The following is a 16,929-nucleotide window of genomic DNA, read 5'->3' as shown; positions in this document are numbered from 1 at the left end:
TGGCTATTTTTATTGCTAATGAACTTATCGAAATTGGCCATTGATGCACGGTTGGGCGTCATTATGCATTATTTCTGGGGGATGAATGCTGACATGTTCTTATGAAAGAAGATTTCACACCGTTCAAACGATGGTTTTCCTCCATCCGCAAGAATGGGTTTTAGCGGGAAGTTGCGTAAGCCACGGATAAAAGGGATGTACACAGATTTGCCATTTCATAAGCATCCTATCTGTGTTTATCAGTGTTCATTCGTGGCCAAATAGCAACCAAAAGCTAAGAATGTGTCGAGGTTGTTTCAAAAATAAATAATCCGTCATCACGAGCGGAGTGAAGTGATCTCGATGTGCTTTCATTGCACGTATGACGAGATTGCTTCTTCCGATATCCATCGGAATCGCAAGGACGAGGACTTATGAGACAACCTCTGGCTTTCGATTTTTCATCATACATAGTACCAGGGATCAAGGAATATTTCTGATATGAAATGGAAGAATCCAAGCTTTGCCGAGAAGCCCTCACCATAGCCAAAGGCATGTGCATCATAAACTTTTAGGTCACGTAAGCCACGGATAAAAGGGATGTACACAGATTTGCAATGGTTTAATCATCCTATCTGTGTTTATCAGTGTTCATTCGTGGCCAAATAGGAACCAAAAGCTAAGAATGTGTCGAGGTTGTTTCAAAAATAAATAATCCGTCATCACGAGCGGAGTGAAGTGATCTCGATGTACTTTCATTGCACGTATGACGAGATTGCTTCTTCCGATATCCATCGGAATCGCAATGACGAGAACTTATGAGACAACCTCTGGTTTTCGAGTTTACATCATGCATAACACCAGAGATCAAGCAATATTTCCAAGGGCAGCTTCCTTAGACGGAAGGCATTTTATCTACGGACTGTAAGAATCCAAGCTTTGCCGAGAAGCCCTCACCATAGCCAAAGGCATGTGCATCGTAAACTTTTAGGTCACGTAAGCCACGGATAAAAGGGATGTACACAGATTTGCCATTTCATAAGCACCCTATCTGTGTTTATCAGTGTTCATTCGTGGCCAAATAGGAACCAAAAGCTAAGAATGTGTCGCCCTTTTGGGGCTGGCTGTCGAGTGTACTTCATACCTAATGCTAGAATCAAAATCCATACCCTATAAATTAATCAAAAATAAAAACTAAAAGGGTTTAGCTTTTTAACGTTTAGCTAATATATTTGTAACGATGGGTTGGATTAGGTAAAAAGTACAAAAATCCATTCCGAGAAATCAAATAACAACTAACTAAATAACCAATCAATAATACAATGAAGAAATTTTGGATCAAGACCTTGGCGATGATGACCTTGGCCGTGACGGCTTATGGGCAAACCGAGCTGGTGGAGCAGGTGGATCATCCTGTGGATTATGCCAAGCCCCTCATGGGAACGGATTCTGATTATAGTTTATCAAATGGGAATGTGTACCCCGCTATTGCCATGCCATGGGGGATGAATTTTTGGACACCCCAGACCGGAAAGATGGGAGATGGCTGGGCATACATGTACGATGCCACCAAAATCAAAGGGTTTAAGCAAACCCACCAGCCTTCCCCATGGATGAATGATTATGGCCAATTTTCCATTATGCCCATTACCGGTAAGCCGGTATTTAAAGAGGAAGAGCGTCAAAGTTGGTTTTCACATAAGGCCGAAACGGTTACGCCCTATTATTACAGCGTTTACCTGGCCGACCATGATGTGACCACGGAGATTACGCCTACAGAACGGGCTGCCCGGTTCAGGTTTACCTTCCCAGACACGGACAGTGCCTTTGTGGTGTTGGATGCTTTTGATAGGGGATCCTATGTGAAAGTACTTCCCGAGGAGCGCAAAATTATTGGCTATACGACACGAAACAGCGGTGGCGTACCGGATAATTTCCGCAATTACTTTGTAGTGGAGTTTGACAAGGCGTTTACCTTCACCAAAACCTTCAAAGACGATGCCCTTCAGGATGCCCTGGAAGCAGAGGCTAATCATGCTGGGGCTGTCATCGGTTTTAAAACCACCAAAGGGGAAATTGTCAATGCTAAAGTAGCTTCTTCTTTTATCAGCTATGAGCAGGCAGCCCTCAACTTACAAGAAATTGGCGGTCATGATTTTGATGCATTAAAGGAGCTGGGCAGGAAAACATGGGATGAACAGCTTGGCCGTATCAAGGTTTCCGGCGGCACCCAAGACCAGATGGAGACCTTTTATTCTTGCCTTTACCGTTCATTGCTATTTCCAAGGAAGTTTTTCGAATATGATGCTGATGGCAACGTGGTGCATTACAGTCCATATAACGGCGAGGTCTTGCCGGGTTATATGTTTACCGACACCGGTTTTTGGGATACCTTCCGCTCTTTGTTTCCATTCTTAAACCTGATGTATCCGGAGCTAAATGCCCAGATGCAGGAAGGCCTTGCCAATGCCTACAAAGAAAGTGGATGGCTGCCAGAATGGGCCAGCCCTGGGCTACGGAATGTCATGGTGGGCAATAATTCTGCTTCTGTGGTAGCCGATGCGTTCTTAAAATACGAAGGAGATTACGATTATGATATTGAAACCTTGTACGAGGCGGTCATCCATGGCGCCAATAATGCCGGACCGCTGACTGCTGTGGGCCGTGCTGGAGCTGAATACTATAAGGAACTCGGGTATGTGCCTTACGATGTGGGCATCAATGAAAACGCTGCAAGGACACTGGAATATGCTTATGACGACTTTACCATTTATCAATTGGCCAAGGCGTTGGACAAGCCAAAAGAAGAGGTAGAGCTGTACAAACAAAGAAGCTTGAACTATAAGAAGCTTTTTGATCCTGAGACCAAGCTGATGCGAGGCAAAAACCAAGATGGTGAATTTATGGCACCATTTAACCCATTCAAGTGGGGTGATGCTTTCACGGAAGGAAATAGCTGGCATTATACCTGGTCAGTTTTCCACGACGTGCAGGGATTGATTGACTTGATGGGAGGCCGCGAGGATTTTGTAGCGCAACTGGATAAGGTTTTTTCATTGCCGCCGGTGTTTGACGACAGCTATTATGGTGGTGTGATCCATGAGATTCGGGAGATGCAGATTGCCAATATGGGCCAATATGCCCATGGAAACCAGCCGATCCAGCACATGATTTACCTGTACAATTACGCCGGGGAACCGTGGAAGGCACAGCACTGGGTGCGGGAAACCATGAACCGCATGTACATGCCTACCCCTGATGGTTACTGCGGAGATGAAGACAATGGACAGACTTCTGCTTGGTACGTATTCTCTGCGATGGGCTTCTATCCTGTATGCCCCGGGACCGACCAGTATGTCATTGGAGCACCGCTCTTTAAGCAGGTCACCCTTTCCCTTCAGAACGGCGAGGAAGTGGTGATCAATGCTCCTGAAAACAGTGCTCAAAACCGGTACATTGATGCGTTAAAAGTAAATGGCAAAAGCTATTCAAAAAATTGGCTGAGCCACAAGGAACTGATGAAAGGTGCGCAGTTGGACTTTGACATGTCAGCCAAGCCCAACAAAAAACGAGGTACTAGCAAAAATGATGTTCCTTTTTCACTTTCAAACGAGTAAAAGGCCGATCACGACAAGAGCAACGATCATAGATGGACAAAAATAAAGTAGTAGGAGTAGACATCGGTGGGTCTCATATAACCACTGGATTGGTGGACATCGATACCAATGTGTTGGATGAGGCCTCTTTAGTAAGAAGGGAAGTGGATTCTTCCGGTAGTGCTGCGGCCATTATCGAAGAATGGAAAACAGCCATTGAAGCCATTCCCGGTTATTCCGTCCAGCACCTGAAGATTGGCATCGCGATGCCGGGGCCATTTGATTATCCCAATGGAATCTCGCTGATCGAGCAGCAGGGAAAATACACCTCCCTATATGGTTTGGAGGTGAAAAAGATGCTCGCAGAGGCTTTGGGCTGTGATGAGACAAGCATTCATTTCGAAAATGATGCGGCTTGTTTTCTACAGGGCGAGGTGGCCAGCGGTGCTGCCCGTTCTTTTGACCATGCCATTGGCCTTACCCTGGGCACCGGCCTTGGGAGCTCCCGTTACCATGGGCATTTTGCTGAAGATGCCGCGCTATGGTGCAGTCCCTTCCAAGGAAGTATCGTGGAAGAGTTTGTCTCCACAAGGTGGTTCGTGGAAGCTTATCAAAAGAAAACGGGGAAAGCTATTACCGAAGTTCGGGAGCTGACCCTTAAGGAAGAGAACAAGGCATACGCTGCGGATATTTTCGAAGAATTTGGGGAAAACCTGGCCCGATTCCTCATCGATTTCATTCAAAAGGAATCTCCAGAGGTCATCGTCCTAGGGGGAAACATCACCAAAGCGGAAGAGCTCTTTCTGCCCAAGGTAAAGGAAGAACTGGAACATGCTGGCCTGTCCACACCTATCAGGATTACCGAACTGGGTGAGCAGGCAGCGCTGATCGGTGCCGCATGCAGCTGGAAAGTCCAAAAGGAAAATGGCAGTGCCGGTTCCAATGGCCAATAAAGAATCTTGATCCCACCAGTCGCTTGTTCGGCTGAAAGGACGGAAACAGGACATGGCGGGCAGCAGGCGGTATCCAAACCCTGCCTGCTGCCCGCTTTAATAAAGAGTCTTTACCACATAAAACCAATTCCATTTATACCATTCACCCAATAACTTAATAAGCCCATGGCGTCAGTTACCATTTCTAAAGAGACCGAGGACAACAACGTAGAATTTGATTCAGGTCAGCAATATTTGGGACCATTGTTTTTGGTTACCATGTTGTTCTTTATGTGGGGATTTATCACCTGTATGAATGACATCCTAATTCCCCATTTACAGCAAGTATTTACCCTACAAAACTGGCAGGCCATGCTGATTCAGACGGCTTTTTTTGGGGCTTATTTCTTTATTTCACTTGGCTATTATTTGATATCCATCACCAAAGGCGATCCTATTGGCAGGATCGGTTATAAAAATGGCATCATCCTGGGTTTGGTGATTTCGGCCGTGGGATGCCTGTTTTTTTATCCTGCCGCCAGTTTGGTCAGCTTTGGTTTTTTCCTGTTTGCCTTGTTTGTGCTGGCATCAGGGATTACGATCTTGCAGATTGCTGCCAATCCCTATGTGACCATCTTGGGAAAGCCTTCGGGGGCTTCCAGCCGATTGAACATGACCCAGGCGTTTAACTCGCTGGGGACCACCATTGCGCCATTGATAGGAGGGTACCTAATTTTCGGGGCCATAGGGGATGTGGACATCAGTGCCGATTCGGTGAAAATGCCTTATGTAGCTTTGGCGCTTACCCTGTTGCTGATTGCCTTAATTTTCAAGCTGTTTAAATTACCGGAAATAGGCTCGCAAGGAGTGATCATCTCGGATAGCGGAGCCTTGAAGCATCGACATTTGATGCTTGGAATCGGAGCTATATTCGCCTATGTCGGTGGAGAAGTCACCGTGGGAAGTAATTTGATCAACTTCGCCCGGCTGCCGGAAATTGCAGGGCTGGATGAAGCAGAGGCCAGCCATTACCTGGCGCTCTTCTGGGGAGGAGCCATGGTAGGGCGGTTCTTCGGAGCAGTAGCCTTGGCGGATTTTAAGCACAATTTGAATCGTTTTCTCATTATAGGAGCGATTACAGCGATATCATATGTGACCATCTATTATGTGTACGGGGGAGAGATGGCTCTTTATGCCTTGGCGTTCATCGGACTGAATATTGTCGTGATCATCATCGGACAATTTATCCCCAACCGGACCTTATGGCTCTTTGGCATTACAGGCATAGGCTTATTGGTTATCGGCCTGCTGACATCGGGACAGTTGGCGTTATGGTCCATTGTAGCCTTGGGCTTGTTTAACTCCATCATGTTTCCGACCATCTTTTCCCTGGCCATTAAGGGCCTTGGCAAATACACGGCACAAGCATCTTCACTGCTCGTCATGGCGATTGTTGGCGGCGCCATTGTACCGCTGCTGCAGGGCCTATTGGCGGACATCAGCGGGAGTGTGCAGCTTTCGTTTTTGGTTCCTTTGGCCTGTTATCTGTATATTGTTTTTTACGGTATGAAAGGATATCGGGTAGAGGAGGGGTGAGTCTTGAGTCTTGAGTCTTAAGTCTAGCTACTTGATACTAGCTACTAGCTACCTCTGACGTAGGTTATGATAAATTTTGCAGTGTTTTAGATTACCGGGTGGTGCTGGGTCTCTGCCCCAGCACTGGCTAGCTTGGAGTCTCTGACTCCATTATGCTGTCCATCAGCATTTGCAAATTCTAGGGGGTGATTCCCGATAGGGGCCCTTCGGCTACGCTCATGGACCCTTATCAGACTGTTCCTGGTTTGAAATCAGGAATTCGTGAGAGGGGATTTGCAATCCCCGTGATGGATAAATGAAGCGACTAGCTCGGAGAGGAATGGTTTATCCTTTTTACTTACATAATGATAAATTTTGTAGTGTTTTTGATTACTAAAGAATAGCAAACCCAATGAAAAAGATACTATTAACGAGTCTAATGGGCTTTTTAGCTTGGGGCACCCAAGCCCAAGAAGACCTTTCCCAATACGTGGATCCCATGATTGGTACCGCTAAAATGGGGCACACCTATCCGGGGGCTACGGTTCCCTTTGGCAGTGTGCAGCTGAGTCCGGATACCGATACGATTCCCTACGAGGTAAACGGCCGCTATAATCCGGAGGTATACCGCTACTGTGCCGGTTATCAATATGATGATGCCACCATCGTCGGTTTTAGCCATACCCATTTCAGTGGCACGGGACATTCCGACTTGGGGGATTTTCTCATGATGCCGACCAGTGGGCCTTTACAGCTCAATCCCGGCACCGAAGCCGACCCTGATTCGGGCTATCGGTCCCGGTTTTCCCATGATCGTGAACATGCCGCTCCAGCGTATTATCAGGTAACGCTGGATGATTATGACATCGACGTGGAGCTGACCGCCACCACCAGGGTAGGCGTACACCGCTATACATTTGCCCAGGGAGAGGATGCCCATGTGATTTTGGACCTGATGGCAGGAATTTACAATTATGACGACAAAAATGTCTGGACCTTTATGCGGGAGGAGAATGACACGCTGGTGACAGGTTTTCGCGAAACCACCGGCTGGGCGCGGACGCGGAAAGTGTTTTTTGCCCTTTCCTTTGACAAGCCGATCAAGCAATACGGCAACCGCAAATATGATGAAAAGCAAGCCTATCGAGGCTTTTGGGGCCGGTTTAACGAATCCGAAAATTTCCCAGAAATTGCCGGTAGGAAGATCCGTGCCTATTTTGATTTTGACTTGGAGGACGGCGAGCAGCTGATCGCCAAAATGGCCATTTCACCCGTAAGTACGGCCGGTGCCATCAAAAACATGCAAGCCGAAACACCGGGATGGGATTTTGATGCCATTCACCAAGCAGGTGTGGACAGCTGGAACAAGGAACTGCATAAAGTTCAGGTAAAAACCATCCAGGAAAGCGACAAGGTGAATTTCTACACGGCCATGTACCATGCCTTTTTGGGGCCGACGGTTTATGGAGACGTGGACGGGCGATATCGTGGCTTGGACATGAATATCCATCAGGCAGAAGGCTTCACCAATTATACCAGTTTTTCCCTTTGGGATACCTACCGGGCCTTACATCCGCTGTTCAATGTCCTGCAGCCTGCCCGGAACAGGGACATGGTAAAATCCATGTTGGCCCATTACGATCAGAGTGTCCATCCGATGCTGCCGATATGGTCGCATTATGCCAATGAAAACTGGTGCATGATCGGCTACCATAGTGCTTCGGTGATTGCAGATGCCGTGGTGAAAGAAACGGTGACTGCTGATTTGGCCCATGCGCTGGATGCAGCCGTGACCACGGCCCAGACAGCTTATTTTGACGGCATCGGAGCTTATATGGAAAAGGGCTATGTGCCGGAAGATGTCAGCGGGGCTTCTGTTTCCAAAACCTTGGAATATGCTTACGACGACTGGGCCATCGCGCAGATGGCGGACAAAATAGGCAATGCATCCATTTCCCGGGAGTTTGCCGCTAGAGCAGAGAACTACAAAAATGTCTACGATCAGCAGACCGGGTTTATGCGGCCAAAGCTCAAGGACGGCAGCTGGAAGCAGGGCTTTGATCCGCTGGATACCCATGGGCAAGGATTTATCGAGGGGAATGCTTGGAATTACAGCCTTTACGTGCCCCATGCTCCCCAAGAGATGATCAACATGATGGGCGGCGACCATCGTTTTGTGGAGCATCTGGACTCCTTGTTCAGCATGGACCTGCCGGACAGGTATTTTGCCAATACAGAAGATATTTCCCGAGAAGGCATCATCGGCAACTATGTGCACGGAAACGAGCCTTCACACCATGTGGTGTACCTTTACAACTGGACCGACCAAGCTTGGAAATCCCACGACAAGATCAGGATGATCCTTAGGGCGATGTACCAAACCGGTGCGGATGGACTGGGCGGAAACGATGACTTTGGCCAGATGAGTGCTTGGTACCTGTTCAGTGCCTTGGGTTTTTATCCGGTGGCCCCAGGATCAGTGGAGTATGCCCTGGGCAGTCCGTTGGTAGAAGAAGCCACCCTTAACCTGGAAAATGGCAAGACATTTACGGTAGAAGCACAAAACCAATCAGAGAAAAACCAGTATGTCAGCAAGGTGCTTTTGAACGGTGAAGAGCTGCACGAACCCTTTATCCGGCATGCCGATATTATGAAAGGTGGCAAATTGACATTTATTATGAAGGGAAGGCCGAATAAAAAGATTTTTTCCAAGGATTAATCTTTAGCAATTCCTAATTTTAAGTGCGAACGAATCTATTAAACCGTAGAACAATATGAAAATCGAAAAGAGCGCTTCAAAGGAAGCCATTTTTAAGCAGATCAAAGATTGGTTGGATTTTAACGGATATGAAGTAGCCGCTGAGGACCGAGAAAGACCTTGGGGCGGTTTCTTTGTGATCGAGGAAAGCCAGATCGCCAAATTCAGGTCGCAGTTTTTTGCCAGCGTGGAGTTTTCGGAAGAGCAGTTAAAGCAAAAACTAAGTCCGAAAATTCTGATCGTAGGACCTGAAAAACGTTTGTCCTGGCAATACCACCACAGAAGAGCTGAAATCTGGAAATTGGTAGGCGGAGAAGGCGGCATCGTGACCAGCCCAACTGACGAAGAAGGTGAGTTGCAGCCGTTGGTGTTAGGAGAAGTCGTAGAACTGGCGAAAGGCGAGCGGCACCGTTTGGTAGGCATGGACAATTGGGGCGTGGTGGCCGAAATCTGGATGCACACCGACCCTTCCAATCCTTCCAATGAAGAAGACATCGTCCGCGTACAAGATGATTTCCAGCGGAAATAAGCACTGCACAGCTTAAAATATAGGATGGCGGAACATAATCGCCAATCCCCACGAACCCCTTCAGCAAAACCTGAAGGGGTTTTGCTTTTCCCCTCGATCTAACGTCTCCGCAAGGTTATAAAAAGCACCATCACCCAAAGATTCTTCGTGTCTTGGTGCCTTTGTGGCGATTAAGAGACCGTCACTGCGAGGCGAGGGATGTGATTAGCGGGCTGGAGCCGTGGCAGTCTTGATCTCGAGCGACAACACCCTTACCCCATGCACCATTCTTATAGGCGCAAACATGTACCCTTTTTTACCGTGCCGAAAAAGTTTAGCGGAGGCAAACCGCGACCAGCCCCAAGTTACATTTTCTGAGGAAATATCGATAAACGAATAAATACCCCATTTAGGGTATTTTTCAGCATATAAATTTTCGGTAAATTTCGAAAAAATTCGATTATAGTCGGATGTAAACGTTTATAGTCGTTTTTTAACGGTTTATAGTGGGTATAAAGGTGTTAGCTACAAATTAAAATAGACAAAAAATGAAAGTATTTTTAAGTTGGTCAGGCACTAAAAGCCATAAGGTTGCATTAACACTTAGAGACTGGTTGCCATCAGTAATCCAATCTATTGAACCATATGTCAGCTCAGAGGATATCGACAAAGGAGCTCGTTGGAGTACGGACATTGCAAAAGAACTTGAAGATTCAGGCTTTGGAATTCTGTGCGTGACTAAGGATAATCTTCATGCTCCTTGGCTGACATTTGAAGCAGGCGCATTATCTAAGAAACTGGAGAAGTCTTATGTTAGTCCATTTTTATTTGACATAAAAAGGTCCGAAATAAATGGCCCAATTCTTCAATTCCAATCAACAGTTCATAATCAGGAAGATGTATTGAAGTTGATTAAAACCATTAATAAGGCATGCGGAGACACTAAGCTAAGTGATGAAATGGTTGAGAAGGCATTTAAAGCATGGTATCCTACACTTCAAGAAGAATTAAAAAAGTAGCCGAAGAATTCAAAACAGAAGAGGCTGACACAGAAGAACCTGAAAAGGAAAAACAGGAAATACTTGAAGAACTTCTTGAGTTAACCAGAATTAATCAAAAAATTCTTCGTTCACCCGAAATATTAATGCCCCCTGATTATTTAAATGAAGTTTTAAGAGAAAAAGGAGACAAACAGGCAATGATGTTCTATGATGAATATAGGCACTTTAACAAAGAATTAGAGCACATGATTTACCGTCTAAAAGAGTTAGTTGATAGGTACAGTGGACAGAAGATGCCAGTAGATGAAGAATTTATGGATTTGATAATGCGAATGAGTGAAATTCATGAAAGAATCCAAATGCTTGATAGAAGAATGAGAAAAAATATGATGAGATAAAAATCTGTAGCTAACAAAGGCTATAAGCAACAGCACCCTGCGGGATGCTACTGCTCATAGCTGGACCGTTGTGCATTATTTAAAACCGAATAATTATGAGTAAAGATTTACCATACATGAGTTCACCAGGTACCTTACCAAAAATTCTTAATAAAATAATTGAGGCAAGCGTACCAGAAAATTTTAATTACGACTTTCTTGGGACTAAACTTGGGTTTACCGGAGGCAATCAAAAAACTTTCATTTCATGGGCGAAAAAATGTGATTTGTTAAATCAAGATGGGACTCCGACTCAGATTTATAAAAATTTTAGAAATCCAGATTATAGAGGTGCAGCTATGGCTAAAGCACTTAAAACCGGTTACATAGAGTTATACACTCGGAACGAATATGCACATGACCTTGCTGATAAAGAGCTTAAGAAACTTATTTCAGAAGTAACAGGAAAACCACATGACAATAGCACAGTTAAAGCAATTTACAATTCATTCAAAAATGCAAAGGAATTTGCAGATTTCGAAGCAACTGTACCGAAAAAAGAAAAACCAGCTGAAAAGACTAAAGAACAAACACCTTCCAATTTGCCCGTTCCAATCCAAAAAGCACAATCTTCCGAATTGAAATTAGGCCTTAATTACACCATCAACTTAGTTTTACCTAAAACAGATGATCCAGCTATTTATGATGCCATTTTTAAATCACTCAAAGAAAATCTATTAGATGAGTAATTTAGATAAGATTAAATTGTTTGCAATGGCTAACTCGCTAACTGAACACCAGTTAGATAAAATTGAGAAGGATTTTGACATAGATCTTGAAAGAAATCCTAAACAAGAGGTTCAAAAAAAAGAATACTATCTACAATTTGACTCTGAATTTAGAAGGGAGGCAAAATCAATGGCCGAGCATTATGAGGTCTTCTATTGCTTAGAAAAATCAATTAGAGCCTTAATCCTCCAATTGATGGAGGAAAGGTATGGAGTTAATTGGTGGGTAGATCAAGTGGCAGAACCGATTAAGGTAAACGTTGAGAAAAATATAAAAAGAGATGAAGATTCGGGCTTCACTATCAGGTCAGATGAAAAAATTGATTACACGACATTTGGAGAACTAAGCCAAATTGTAACGGGTAACTGGGAGGCCTTTGAAGAGCTATTTAAGCGGGGTAAAAGATCCTTCCAAAAAATAATGACCAATTTGAATCAGCTTCGGGGCCCAATCGCTCATTGCAGTCCTTTGGCCGAAGATGAAGTCGTAAGACTAGAGTTGACAGTGAAAGATTGGTTTAGGTTAATGGAATAAACTCAAATTTCTAATGAAGGCTTTACAAATCAGACTATTTAGAGAGAGACTTGCTCAAGACAAGGAGAACCTAAGCATTAGGAGGACACTTCATGAACACTATGAATGGCTCGAATCATATTGGCAAAATCGCTACAATGGGAATAATCATATAGATCAATTTGACAAAGAATTTGGCGAATTTTATTGGGCTAGAAAAGATACGAAATCTATTGCTCGAAAATTTTCCTCTTATCCACCAGTAGGCAGTTCAAGGATGGACTTTGAACCAACAGTTTCCCTTCAAAGAGCGACATTCTATCTAAGATATTTTTGCGATCTGTTTGAGGAGAAATTTCATGATACAAGTAACGAAAATGAAATTGGAGAGGCATGGACAAAAAGTCCATTTGTTGCTCTGCTCACAATAGTTAAACAAGTACGGGATAATCTTTTTCATGGATGTAAAATGGAGTTGGACGAACCTCAGTACACAAGAAATAAAGAACTTATTGGAATGTCAGTAGAAGTAACTACTATCGTTCTTGACAACCTTGAAAAAGCGGAAGAAAATAACTGTGCACAACAATGACTATAAATAACCGATAATCAAGTTAATAAACGAAAAAAAGTAAAACAAAGGTCAGTGCTAAACTGAAAAAATTAGGGTATAAAATGCCCAACTGTTTTTAGCCTCGACCGATTTAGTGCATTTGAAAAAAATCAGAACAATGAATAAAATTGAGTATGAAAAATTCAAATTTGACAACATTTTGCAAACCCTTGCGAATGAAGAATTATTTGTTCAATGGTTAAGAAAGTTATTCTACTTGAATAGCGAACTGAACAAGGAATATGATTCAATTTATCAAAGTTCACTTTATGTAGTCTTTTACGAACTAACAACTGTAGGAATTGAATACTCAAAAAAAGTATTTGAACACGTAAAAACCAGTCAAAATCTCAAAAAGAAAGAATTTTATTTGGAGCTTATAAATGGTCTTAAAAATTTAAAATCACTCTTCTCTGAATCGGAATTTGAATTTATAGAATACAAAAGGCATAGTTCTTCTCACATTTTTCAAAACCACTATGAAAAGCGGATTACTGACAATGGAAAGATTATAACAAAACGAAAAGGAAAGTTAATAGACGAACTGAATAAAGAATTTGGAGAAACTCTAATAAAGTATGGTTTTGATAGAGGTTTCGATGAATATATGACACGAAAACTTTATCCAAAAGTAACGGAGTTATATAACGGACTTGAAAAAATAAAAATGCACTATAACAATGTATAACCGCAATTACGGCGGATTCGACTATCCCGAAGTAAGTTCGGGACAGGCTGTCCGAATCCACTCGGAATTGCTATCGTCTGTGCTAAACTGAAAAACACTATCTTTAAACCCGTAACTGACGGTTATACGAGACCGTTAACAACAATCTAAATCACTAATGATGCTGAAAAACAATTTCTTTTTGATGTTAATATTGACATTTTTAGGTAGTTGTCAGAAAGAACAAAAAAGTTCATATAAAACTGTGGAGTTTCAAAAAGGTTTTCCTGAAATTTTAGAACCTATTGAAAAAAACCTGCCCTTTAAAATTCAAAGCCATTCTATTTTGGAATCCAATAATGATTCAATCGATATTTATATTGGATTTCTTAAGCAAGGAGAACAATCTGGAAATTGGATTGCACTAGCTTCAAACAAGCAAATAAAACAATTTAGCACAGTTGATTTAAACCCAGATTCAGAAAATATAAAAGAGAACGATATCGATATCGAGTTTAATAATTCAATAAACCGAGTTTCTTTAAGAATAAAAAAAATTGACACACTAAAAAACAGTATCACTTATTCTTGGGTTAACCAATCAATCTTAACTGACTCACTAACTGTTTTAACAATCGACAAACCTCTGGTTAAAGGAAAAATATTTCCTTCAATCGAACTAACAGATATTAACGGAGAGAAATTCGATTTGGATAATTTCAACGGGCAAACTATTGTTGTTAATTGGTGGGCTGTTTGGTGTGCACCTTGTAGAAAAGAAATTCCAGGATTGAATAAATTAGTCAGCAAATATTCCGATAACGATGTAAGGTTTGTATCAATAACCGATGACTCAAAAGATAAAGTATCTAGCTTTTTAGAAAAAAATGATTTTGAATATGATATAACGTTCATTTCTGAAAATGATAGGGTTTTATTTGGAAATACTTATCCCAAAAACATTATAATTGATAACAATAAAAACATTGTTTTTTACAAAGAAGGAGGAAATGAAAATGTCTGGTTTGAAATTGATCAACACCTTAAAGAAATTAATAATATTGAATAAAAAACTAATAACACCCCAATCACCGCTCCACCACCTTCTCCTTTTCCAGCAGTCCGATGATATAATTTCCGATTTTGTGGCCTTGTTTGACGCCTACTTCGATGGCGTCGCGAAAGTGAATGCCTCCGTAGAGCCTGGAAATGGCCGCTTCGTCAGAAGCCTGTAGGAAGGATGTGAATTTTCGTGGTGGCAGGCCAAAATACTCTTCTGAGGTATCCGTATAGGCAAAATGATCCCCAAAATAGTAGGTGAGGAGGGTGGCGCTGGTCCTGGAGATCACGCTGTGTCCACTGGTGTATTCCGGGAAAGGGGGCGTTTGGAGGATGGGGCGCCATGTGGGGTCGATGTGGCGGTTGATGACCGTCTCTGGCCGGATCCTGTCGGAGTCGTATTTTTCTTCCCAGCAGCTGATAAAGGCATCGTGCAGCCCCGTGGAGAGGAGGGCATGGACTTCCACGGTTTCGGCAAAGGTAATCCCCGCCTTTTTGCAGGCGATGCCGGTGATGTTTACCCAGTGGCCACCCGGACTGATTTTCTTCAGCCCAATGGCCATATGCCCGCTGTAAGACACCATAAAGGGATTGCAGTCCCAGAAATTGGCAATCAAGCGCTGCTCCTTGGTCAAGACCTTGGTCGTGTCATAAACTTCTTTGGTCAGCAGGTAAAAGTCACTGGTGCTGTCCATGGAGTACGGGGCAGGCGGCCGGGGCTTAAATTGGGGCAGGTCGGACAGGTAAAAAGGGCGGATGGTCTTCCACTCCGGATCGATGGCCCCAAGGTACGCCGGAGGCGTGGGATACCAAGTGCCTGGCTCCTGGGCAGGGGCGTAGCGCGGGAGGGTGCTGAGCTTGCCATATCCGTCACTTTTGCTGTAGGCCAAGACCTGCTTGGCGATATTTTCGGCGTATACACGGCTGTTTTCGAGCGTTTGGGGGCTGATCCACTGTAACCGCCCTATTAACCGCGTGTTGTTTGGTTAAAGTTTTGTGGGTATAGGTCACGGATGTTCTTATGGTTGGTGGTCATGATATTTCTCAGAGCATGTTCGAGCCACTGTTGGGGATTGACGTCATGTAATTTACAGATGCCGAAGAAGGAATAGATCATGGCCGCCCTTTGGGCCGCTTTATGGGAGCCGGCAAACAGGTAGTTTTTTCTGCCGACCACCATTGATCTGATTTCCCTTTCCACGGGATTGTTGTCGATCTCCAGTTTACCGTCATACAGGTAATTGGACAGTTCGGCCCATCTGTTTGCCGAGTAGAACAGGGCTTTTCTCAGCCCACTTTTGGGCAGGGCCTTGGGCAGCTGCTTCTTGATCCACTCGGACATTTTGTTGATCACCGGCAAGGCCTCGTCCAAACGGAGCTTCTTGCGGTCTTCGGCAGAGAGGTTTTCCTTCTTGGCCTTTCTTTCCACATCGTAAAGCTTGCCGATAAAGCCCAGGGCCTCGGAAGCGGCCTTCTTGTTTTCCACCAAGGTCTCAAAAAACTTTCTCCTTGCATGTGCCCAACAGGCCAGGTGGGTGACCTGCTTATTGGCCACATAATGTTCGTACACGCCATATCCATCACTCTGCAGGTAGCCCTGAAAGTTTTCCAGTATGGCACTGGGGCCTTCCTTGCTCCGGGTAGGCCGGTAATCAAAGAGTACGGTGTTTTCCAAAGGGTTATGGTATACCCAGTAGTAACCCGTGTGGCAGGCGCCCTTCTTGTTGTCGCTGTCCAATACCCGGATGGTACTCTCGTCCACCATAAGATAGCCCATGGCCTTGGTGTCGTCCACCAGACAGTCGTACAGGGGTTCGAGTTTTTCCAGCCCCTGTTTCACCCATCCCTCAAGTGTGGTGGGCGCTATGGGGATCTTTTCCCGTTTGAAACGCTGCGCCTGCCGGTACAGCGGCATATGTTCCAGGTATTTCCTTGTAAGGATGTCGGTGAGCAGGCCGTAACCCGGGATGCCCTTTGGAATGGCCCTTTCCGGCAACAGGCCGATCTTTACCCCGGCACTGCTGTACCTGTCCTTTGGGGCATACTTATAGCGGATGTATCTTCTGCGGATATATTGGGCAGGGATATAGTCCAGCTCTTCGGTCACTTCCTTGCCGATACACTCCATGCCGGAAAGGTCCCCTTCCGGATGGATCTCGATCTCTTCCACGGGAAGGTGGTCGGGCAAGGGCTGTCTGCCCGTATGGGCGGGACGTTTCTTGCGGATGTATTCCACCTTGCGGGAAAACCCTTCCTGCTGTTGCTGTTCTTGCTCTTGGTCAGGTTCAAAGGGCAGGGCCATCTGGTCCTTGTTCCCTAAAAAGCGCTCCCGCTTCTGGGCAAAGGACATGCGCTTGAACTTCTCGATCATCGCCAACAACTGCTTCTCATAAGCTTCTTTCTCGGCCAGGATACGTTCCTTCTCGGCTATCACCCGCTCACGGTCGGCCACCTGTTGCTCTGACTTTTGCAGCAGGGCAAGCAGTTCGGCTTTGGTCAACTGGTCGAGTGGCTTTGACATGCCCGAAAATAAAACCTCCCGCTTATAAAACCATGGACTTT

The 16,929-nt window shown here is 44.6% G+C and carries 14 protein-coding genes; 12 read left to right on the top strand and 2 right to left on the bottom strand.

Annotation, left to right across the window (positions count from 1 at the left end):
- Nucleotides 1-1,301 precede the first annotated feature (1,301 nt).
- The 12 genes from ECHVI_RS19015 to ECHVI_RS23080 all read left to right on the top strand — a co-directional run bounded on the left by ECHVI_RS19015 (nucleotide 1,302) and on the right by ECHVI_RS23080 (nucleotide 14,377).
- A complete protein-coding gene (locus ECHVI_RS19015) occupies nucleotides 1,302-3,596 on the top strand; it encodes a GH92 family glycosyl hydrolase (RefSeq protein WP_015267659.1) in 2,295 nt (764 codons plus the stop codon).
- Between the two features lie 32 nt (nucleotides 3,597-3,628).
- Nucleotides 3,629-4,528 (top strand): ROK family protein, encoded by a 900-nt coding sequence (locus ECHVI_RS19010; protein WP_015267658.1) that lies wholly within the window; start codon nucleotides 3,629-3,631, stop codon nucleotides 4,526-4,528.
- Nucleotides 4,529-4,693: 165 nt separating this feature from the next.
- Complete coding sequence (locus ECHVI_RS19005) at nucleotides 4,694-6,103, top strand: sugar MFS transporter (protein WP_015267657.1); 1,410 nt, start codon at nucleotides 4,694-4,696, stop codon at nucleotides 6,101-6,103.
- A 391-nt stretch (nucleotides 6,104-6,494) separates the two neighbouring features.
- Nucleotides 6,495-8,801: a GH92 family glycosyl hydrolase gene (locus ECHVI_RS19000; protein WP_015267656.1), complete on the top strand. Its 2,307-nt coding sequence runs from the start codon at nucleotides 6,495-6,497 to the stop codon at nucleotides 8,799-8,801.
- A 55-nt stretch (nucleotides 8,802-8,856) separates the two neighbouring features.
- A complete protein-coding gene (locus ECHVI_RS18995; protein ID WP_015267655.1) occupies nucleotides 8,857-9,369 on the top strand; it encodes a cupin domain-containing protein in 513 nt (170 codons plus the stop codon).
- Nucleotides 9,370-9,896: 527 nt separating this feature from the next.
- On the top strand, nucleotides 9,897-10,367 hold the full coding sequence (locus tag ECHVI_RS23765) for a TIR domain-containing protein (RefSeq protein ID WP_052331450.1): 471 nt from the start codon (nucleotides 9,897-9,899) through the stop codon (nucleotides 10,365-10,367).
- Nucleotides 10,331-10,747: a hypothetical protein gene (locus ECHVI_RS23760; protein ID WP_052331449.1), complete on the top strand. Its 417-nt coding sequence runs from the start codon at nucleotides 10,331-10,333 to the stop codon at nucleotides 10,745-10,747. Before ECHVI_RS23765 ends, ECHVI_RS23760 begins: the two co-directional genes overlap by 37 nt.
- A 95-nt stretch (nucleotides 10,748-10,842) precedes the next feature.
- Nucleotides 10,843-11,475, top strand: coding sequence for a DUF5343 domain-containing protein (locus ECHVI_RS18985; protein WP_015267654.1), 633 nt, complete (start codon nucleotides 10,843-10,845; stop codon nucleotides 11,473-11,475).
- Nucleotides 11,468-12,049: a Swt1 family HEPN domain-containing protein gene (locus tag ECHVI_RS18980; protein ID WP_015267653.1), complete on the top strand. Its 582-nt coding sequence runs from the start codon at nucleotides 11,468-11,470 to the stop codon at nucleotides 12,047-12,049. Before ECHVI_RS18985 ends, ECHVI_RS18980 begins: the two co-directional genes overlap by 8 nt.
- Nucleotides 12,050-12,062: 13 nt before the next feature.
- Complete coding sequence (locus ECHVI_RS18975) at nucleotides 12,063-12,620, top strand: hypothetical protein (protein WP_015267652.1); 558 nt, start codon at nucleotides 12,063-12,065, stop codon at nucleotides 12,618-12,620.
- Nucleotides 12,621-12,759: 139 nt separating this feature from the next.
- A complete protein-coding gene (locus ECHVI_RS18970) occupies nucleotides 12,760-13,329 on the top strand; it encodes a hypothetical protein (protein WP_015267651.1) in 570 nt (189 codons plus the stop codon).
- 157 nt (nucleotides 13,330-13,486) lie between these two features.
- The gene (locus tag ECHVI_RS23080; protein WP_015267649.1) at nucleotides 13,487-14,377 is read left to right on the top strand and encodes a TlpA family protein disulfide reductase; all 891 of its coding nucleotides are present in this window, start codon (nucleotides 13,487-13,489) and stop codon (nucleotides 14,375-14,377) included.
- A gap of 19 nt (nucleotides 14,378-14,396) precedes the next feature.
- Here ECHVI_RS23080 and ECHVI_RS18960 read toward each other — a convergent pair whose 3' ends face one another.
- Together ECHVI_RS18960 and tnpC are read right to left on the bottom strand one after the other, a co-directional pair.
- The gene (locus ECHVI_RS18960; protein WP_342662023.1) at nucleotides 14,397-15,257 is read right to left on the bottom strand and encodes a vanadium-dependent haloperoxidase; all 861 of its coding nucleotides are present in this window, start codon (nucleotides 15,255-15,257) and stop codon (nucleotides 14,397-14,399) included.
- Nucleotides 15,258-15,334: 77 nt separating this feature from the next.
- Complete coding sequence (gene tnpC / locus ECHVI_RS18955; protein WP_015267032.1) at nucleotides 15,335-16,888, bottom strand: IS66 family transposase; 1,554 nt, start codon at nucleotides 16,886-16,888, stop codon at nucleotides 15,335-15,337.
- Nucleotides 16,889-16,929: the final 41 nt, after the last annotated feature.

Origin of the sequence: Echinicola vietnamensis DSM 17526 (genome assembly GCF_000325705.1) — a bacterium.
In the GTDB taxonomy this organism is placed as follows: domain Bacteria; phylum Bacteroidota; class Bacteroidia; order Cytophagales; family Cyclobacteriaceae; genus Echinicola; species Echinicola vietnamensis.
This window is presented reverse-complemented; position numbering and strand designations above follow the sequence as displayed.

Excerpts from the sequence above, each read along its gene's own strand:
- ECHVI_RS19015 (WP_015267659.1), top strand. The coding sequence starts at position 1,302 with ATGAAGAAATTTTGGATCAAGACCTTGGCGATGATGACCTTGGCCGTG.
- ECHVI_RS19010 (WP_015267658.1), top strand. The coding sequence starts at position 3,629 with ATGGACAAAAATAAAGTAGTAGGAGTAGACATCGGTGGGTCTCATATA.
- ECHVI_RS19005 (WP_015267657.1), top strand. The coding sequence starts at position 4,694 with ATGGCGTCAGTTACCATTTCTAAAGAGACCGAGGACAACAACGTAGAA.
- ECHVI_RS19000 (WP_015267656.1), top strand. The coding sequence starts at position 6,495 with ATGAAAAAGATACTATTAACGAGTCTAATGGGCTTTTTAGCTTGGGGC.
- ECHVI_RS18995 (WP_015267655.1), top strand. The coding sequence starts at position 8,857 with ATGAAAATCGAAAAGAGCGCTTCAAAGGAAGCCATTTTTAAGCAGATC.
- ECHVI_RS23765 (WP_052331450.1), top strand. The coding sequence starts at position 9,897 with ATGAAAGTATTTTTAAGTTGGTCAGGCACTAAAAGCCATAAGGTTGCA.
- ECHVI_RS23760 (WP_052331449.1), top strand. The coding sequence starts at position 10,331 with ATGGTATCCTACACTTCAAGAAGAATTAAAAAAGTAGCCGAAGAATTC.
- ECHVI_RS18985 (WP_015267654.1), top strand. The coding sequence starts at position 10,843 with ATGAGTAAAGATTTACCATACATGAGTTCACCAGGTACCTTACCAAAA.
- ECHVI_RS18980 (WP_015267653.1), top strand. The coding sequence starts at position 11,468 with ATGAGTAATTTAGATAAGATTAAATTGTTTGCAATGGCTAACTCGCTA.
- ECHVI_RS18975 (WP_015267652.1), top strand. The coding sequence starts at position 12,063 with ATGAAGGCTTTACAAATCAGACTATTTAGAGAGAGACTTGCTCAAGAC.
- ECHVI_RS18970 (WP_015267651.1), top strand. The coding sequence starts at position 12,760 with ATGAATAAAATTGAGTATGAAAAATTCAAATTTGACAACATTTTGCAA.
- ECHVI_RS23080 (WP_015267649.1), top strand. The coding sequence starts at position 13,487 with ATGATGCTGAAAAACAATTTCTTTTTGATGTTAATATTGACATTTTTA.
- tnpC (WP_015267032.1), bottom strand. The coding sequence starts at position 16,888 with ATGTCAAAGCCACTCGACCAGTTGACCAAAGCCGAACTGCTTGCCCTG.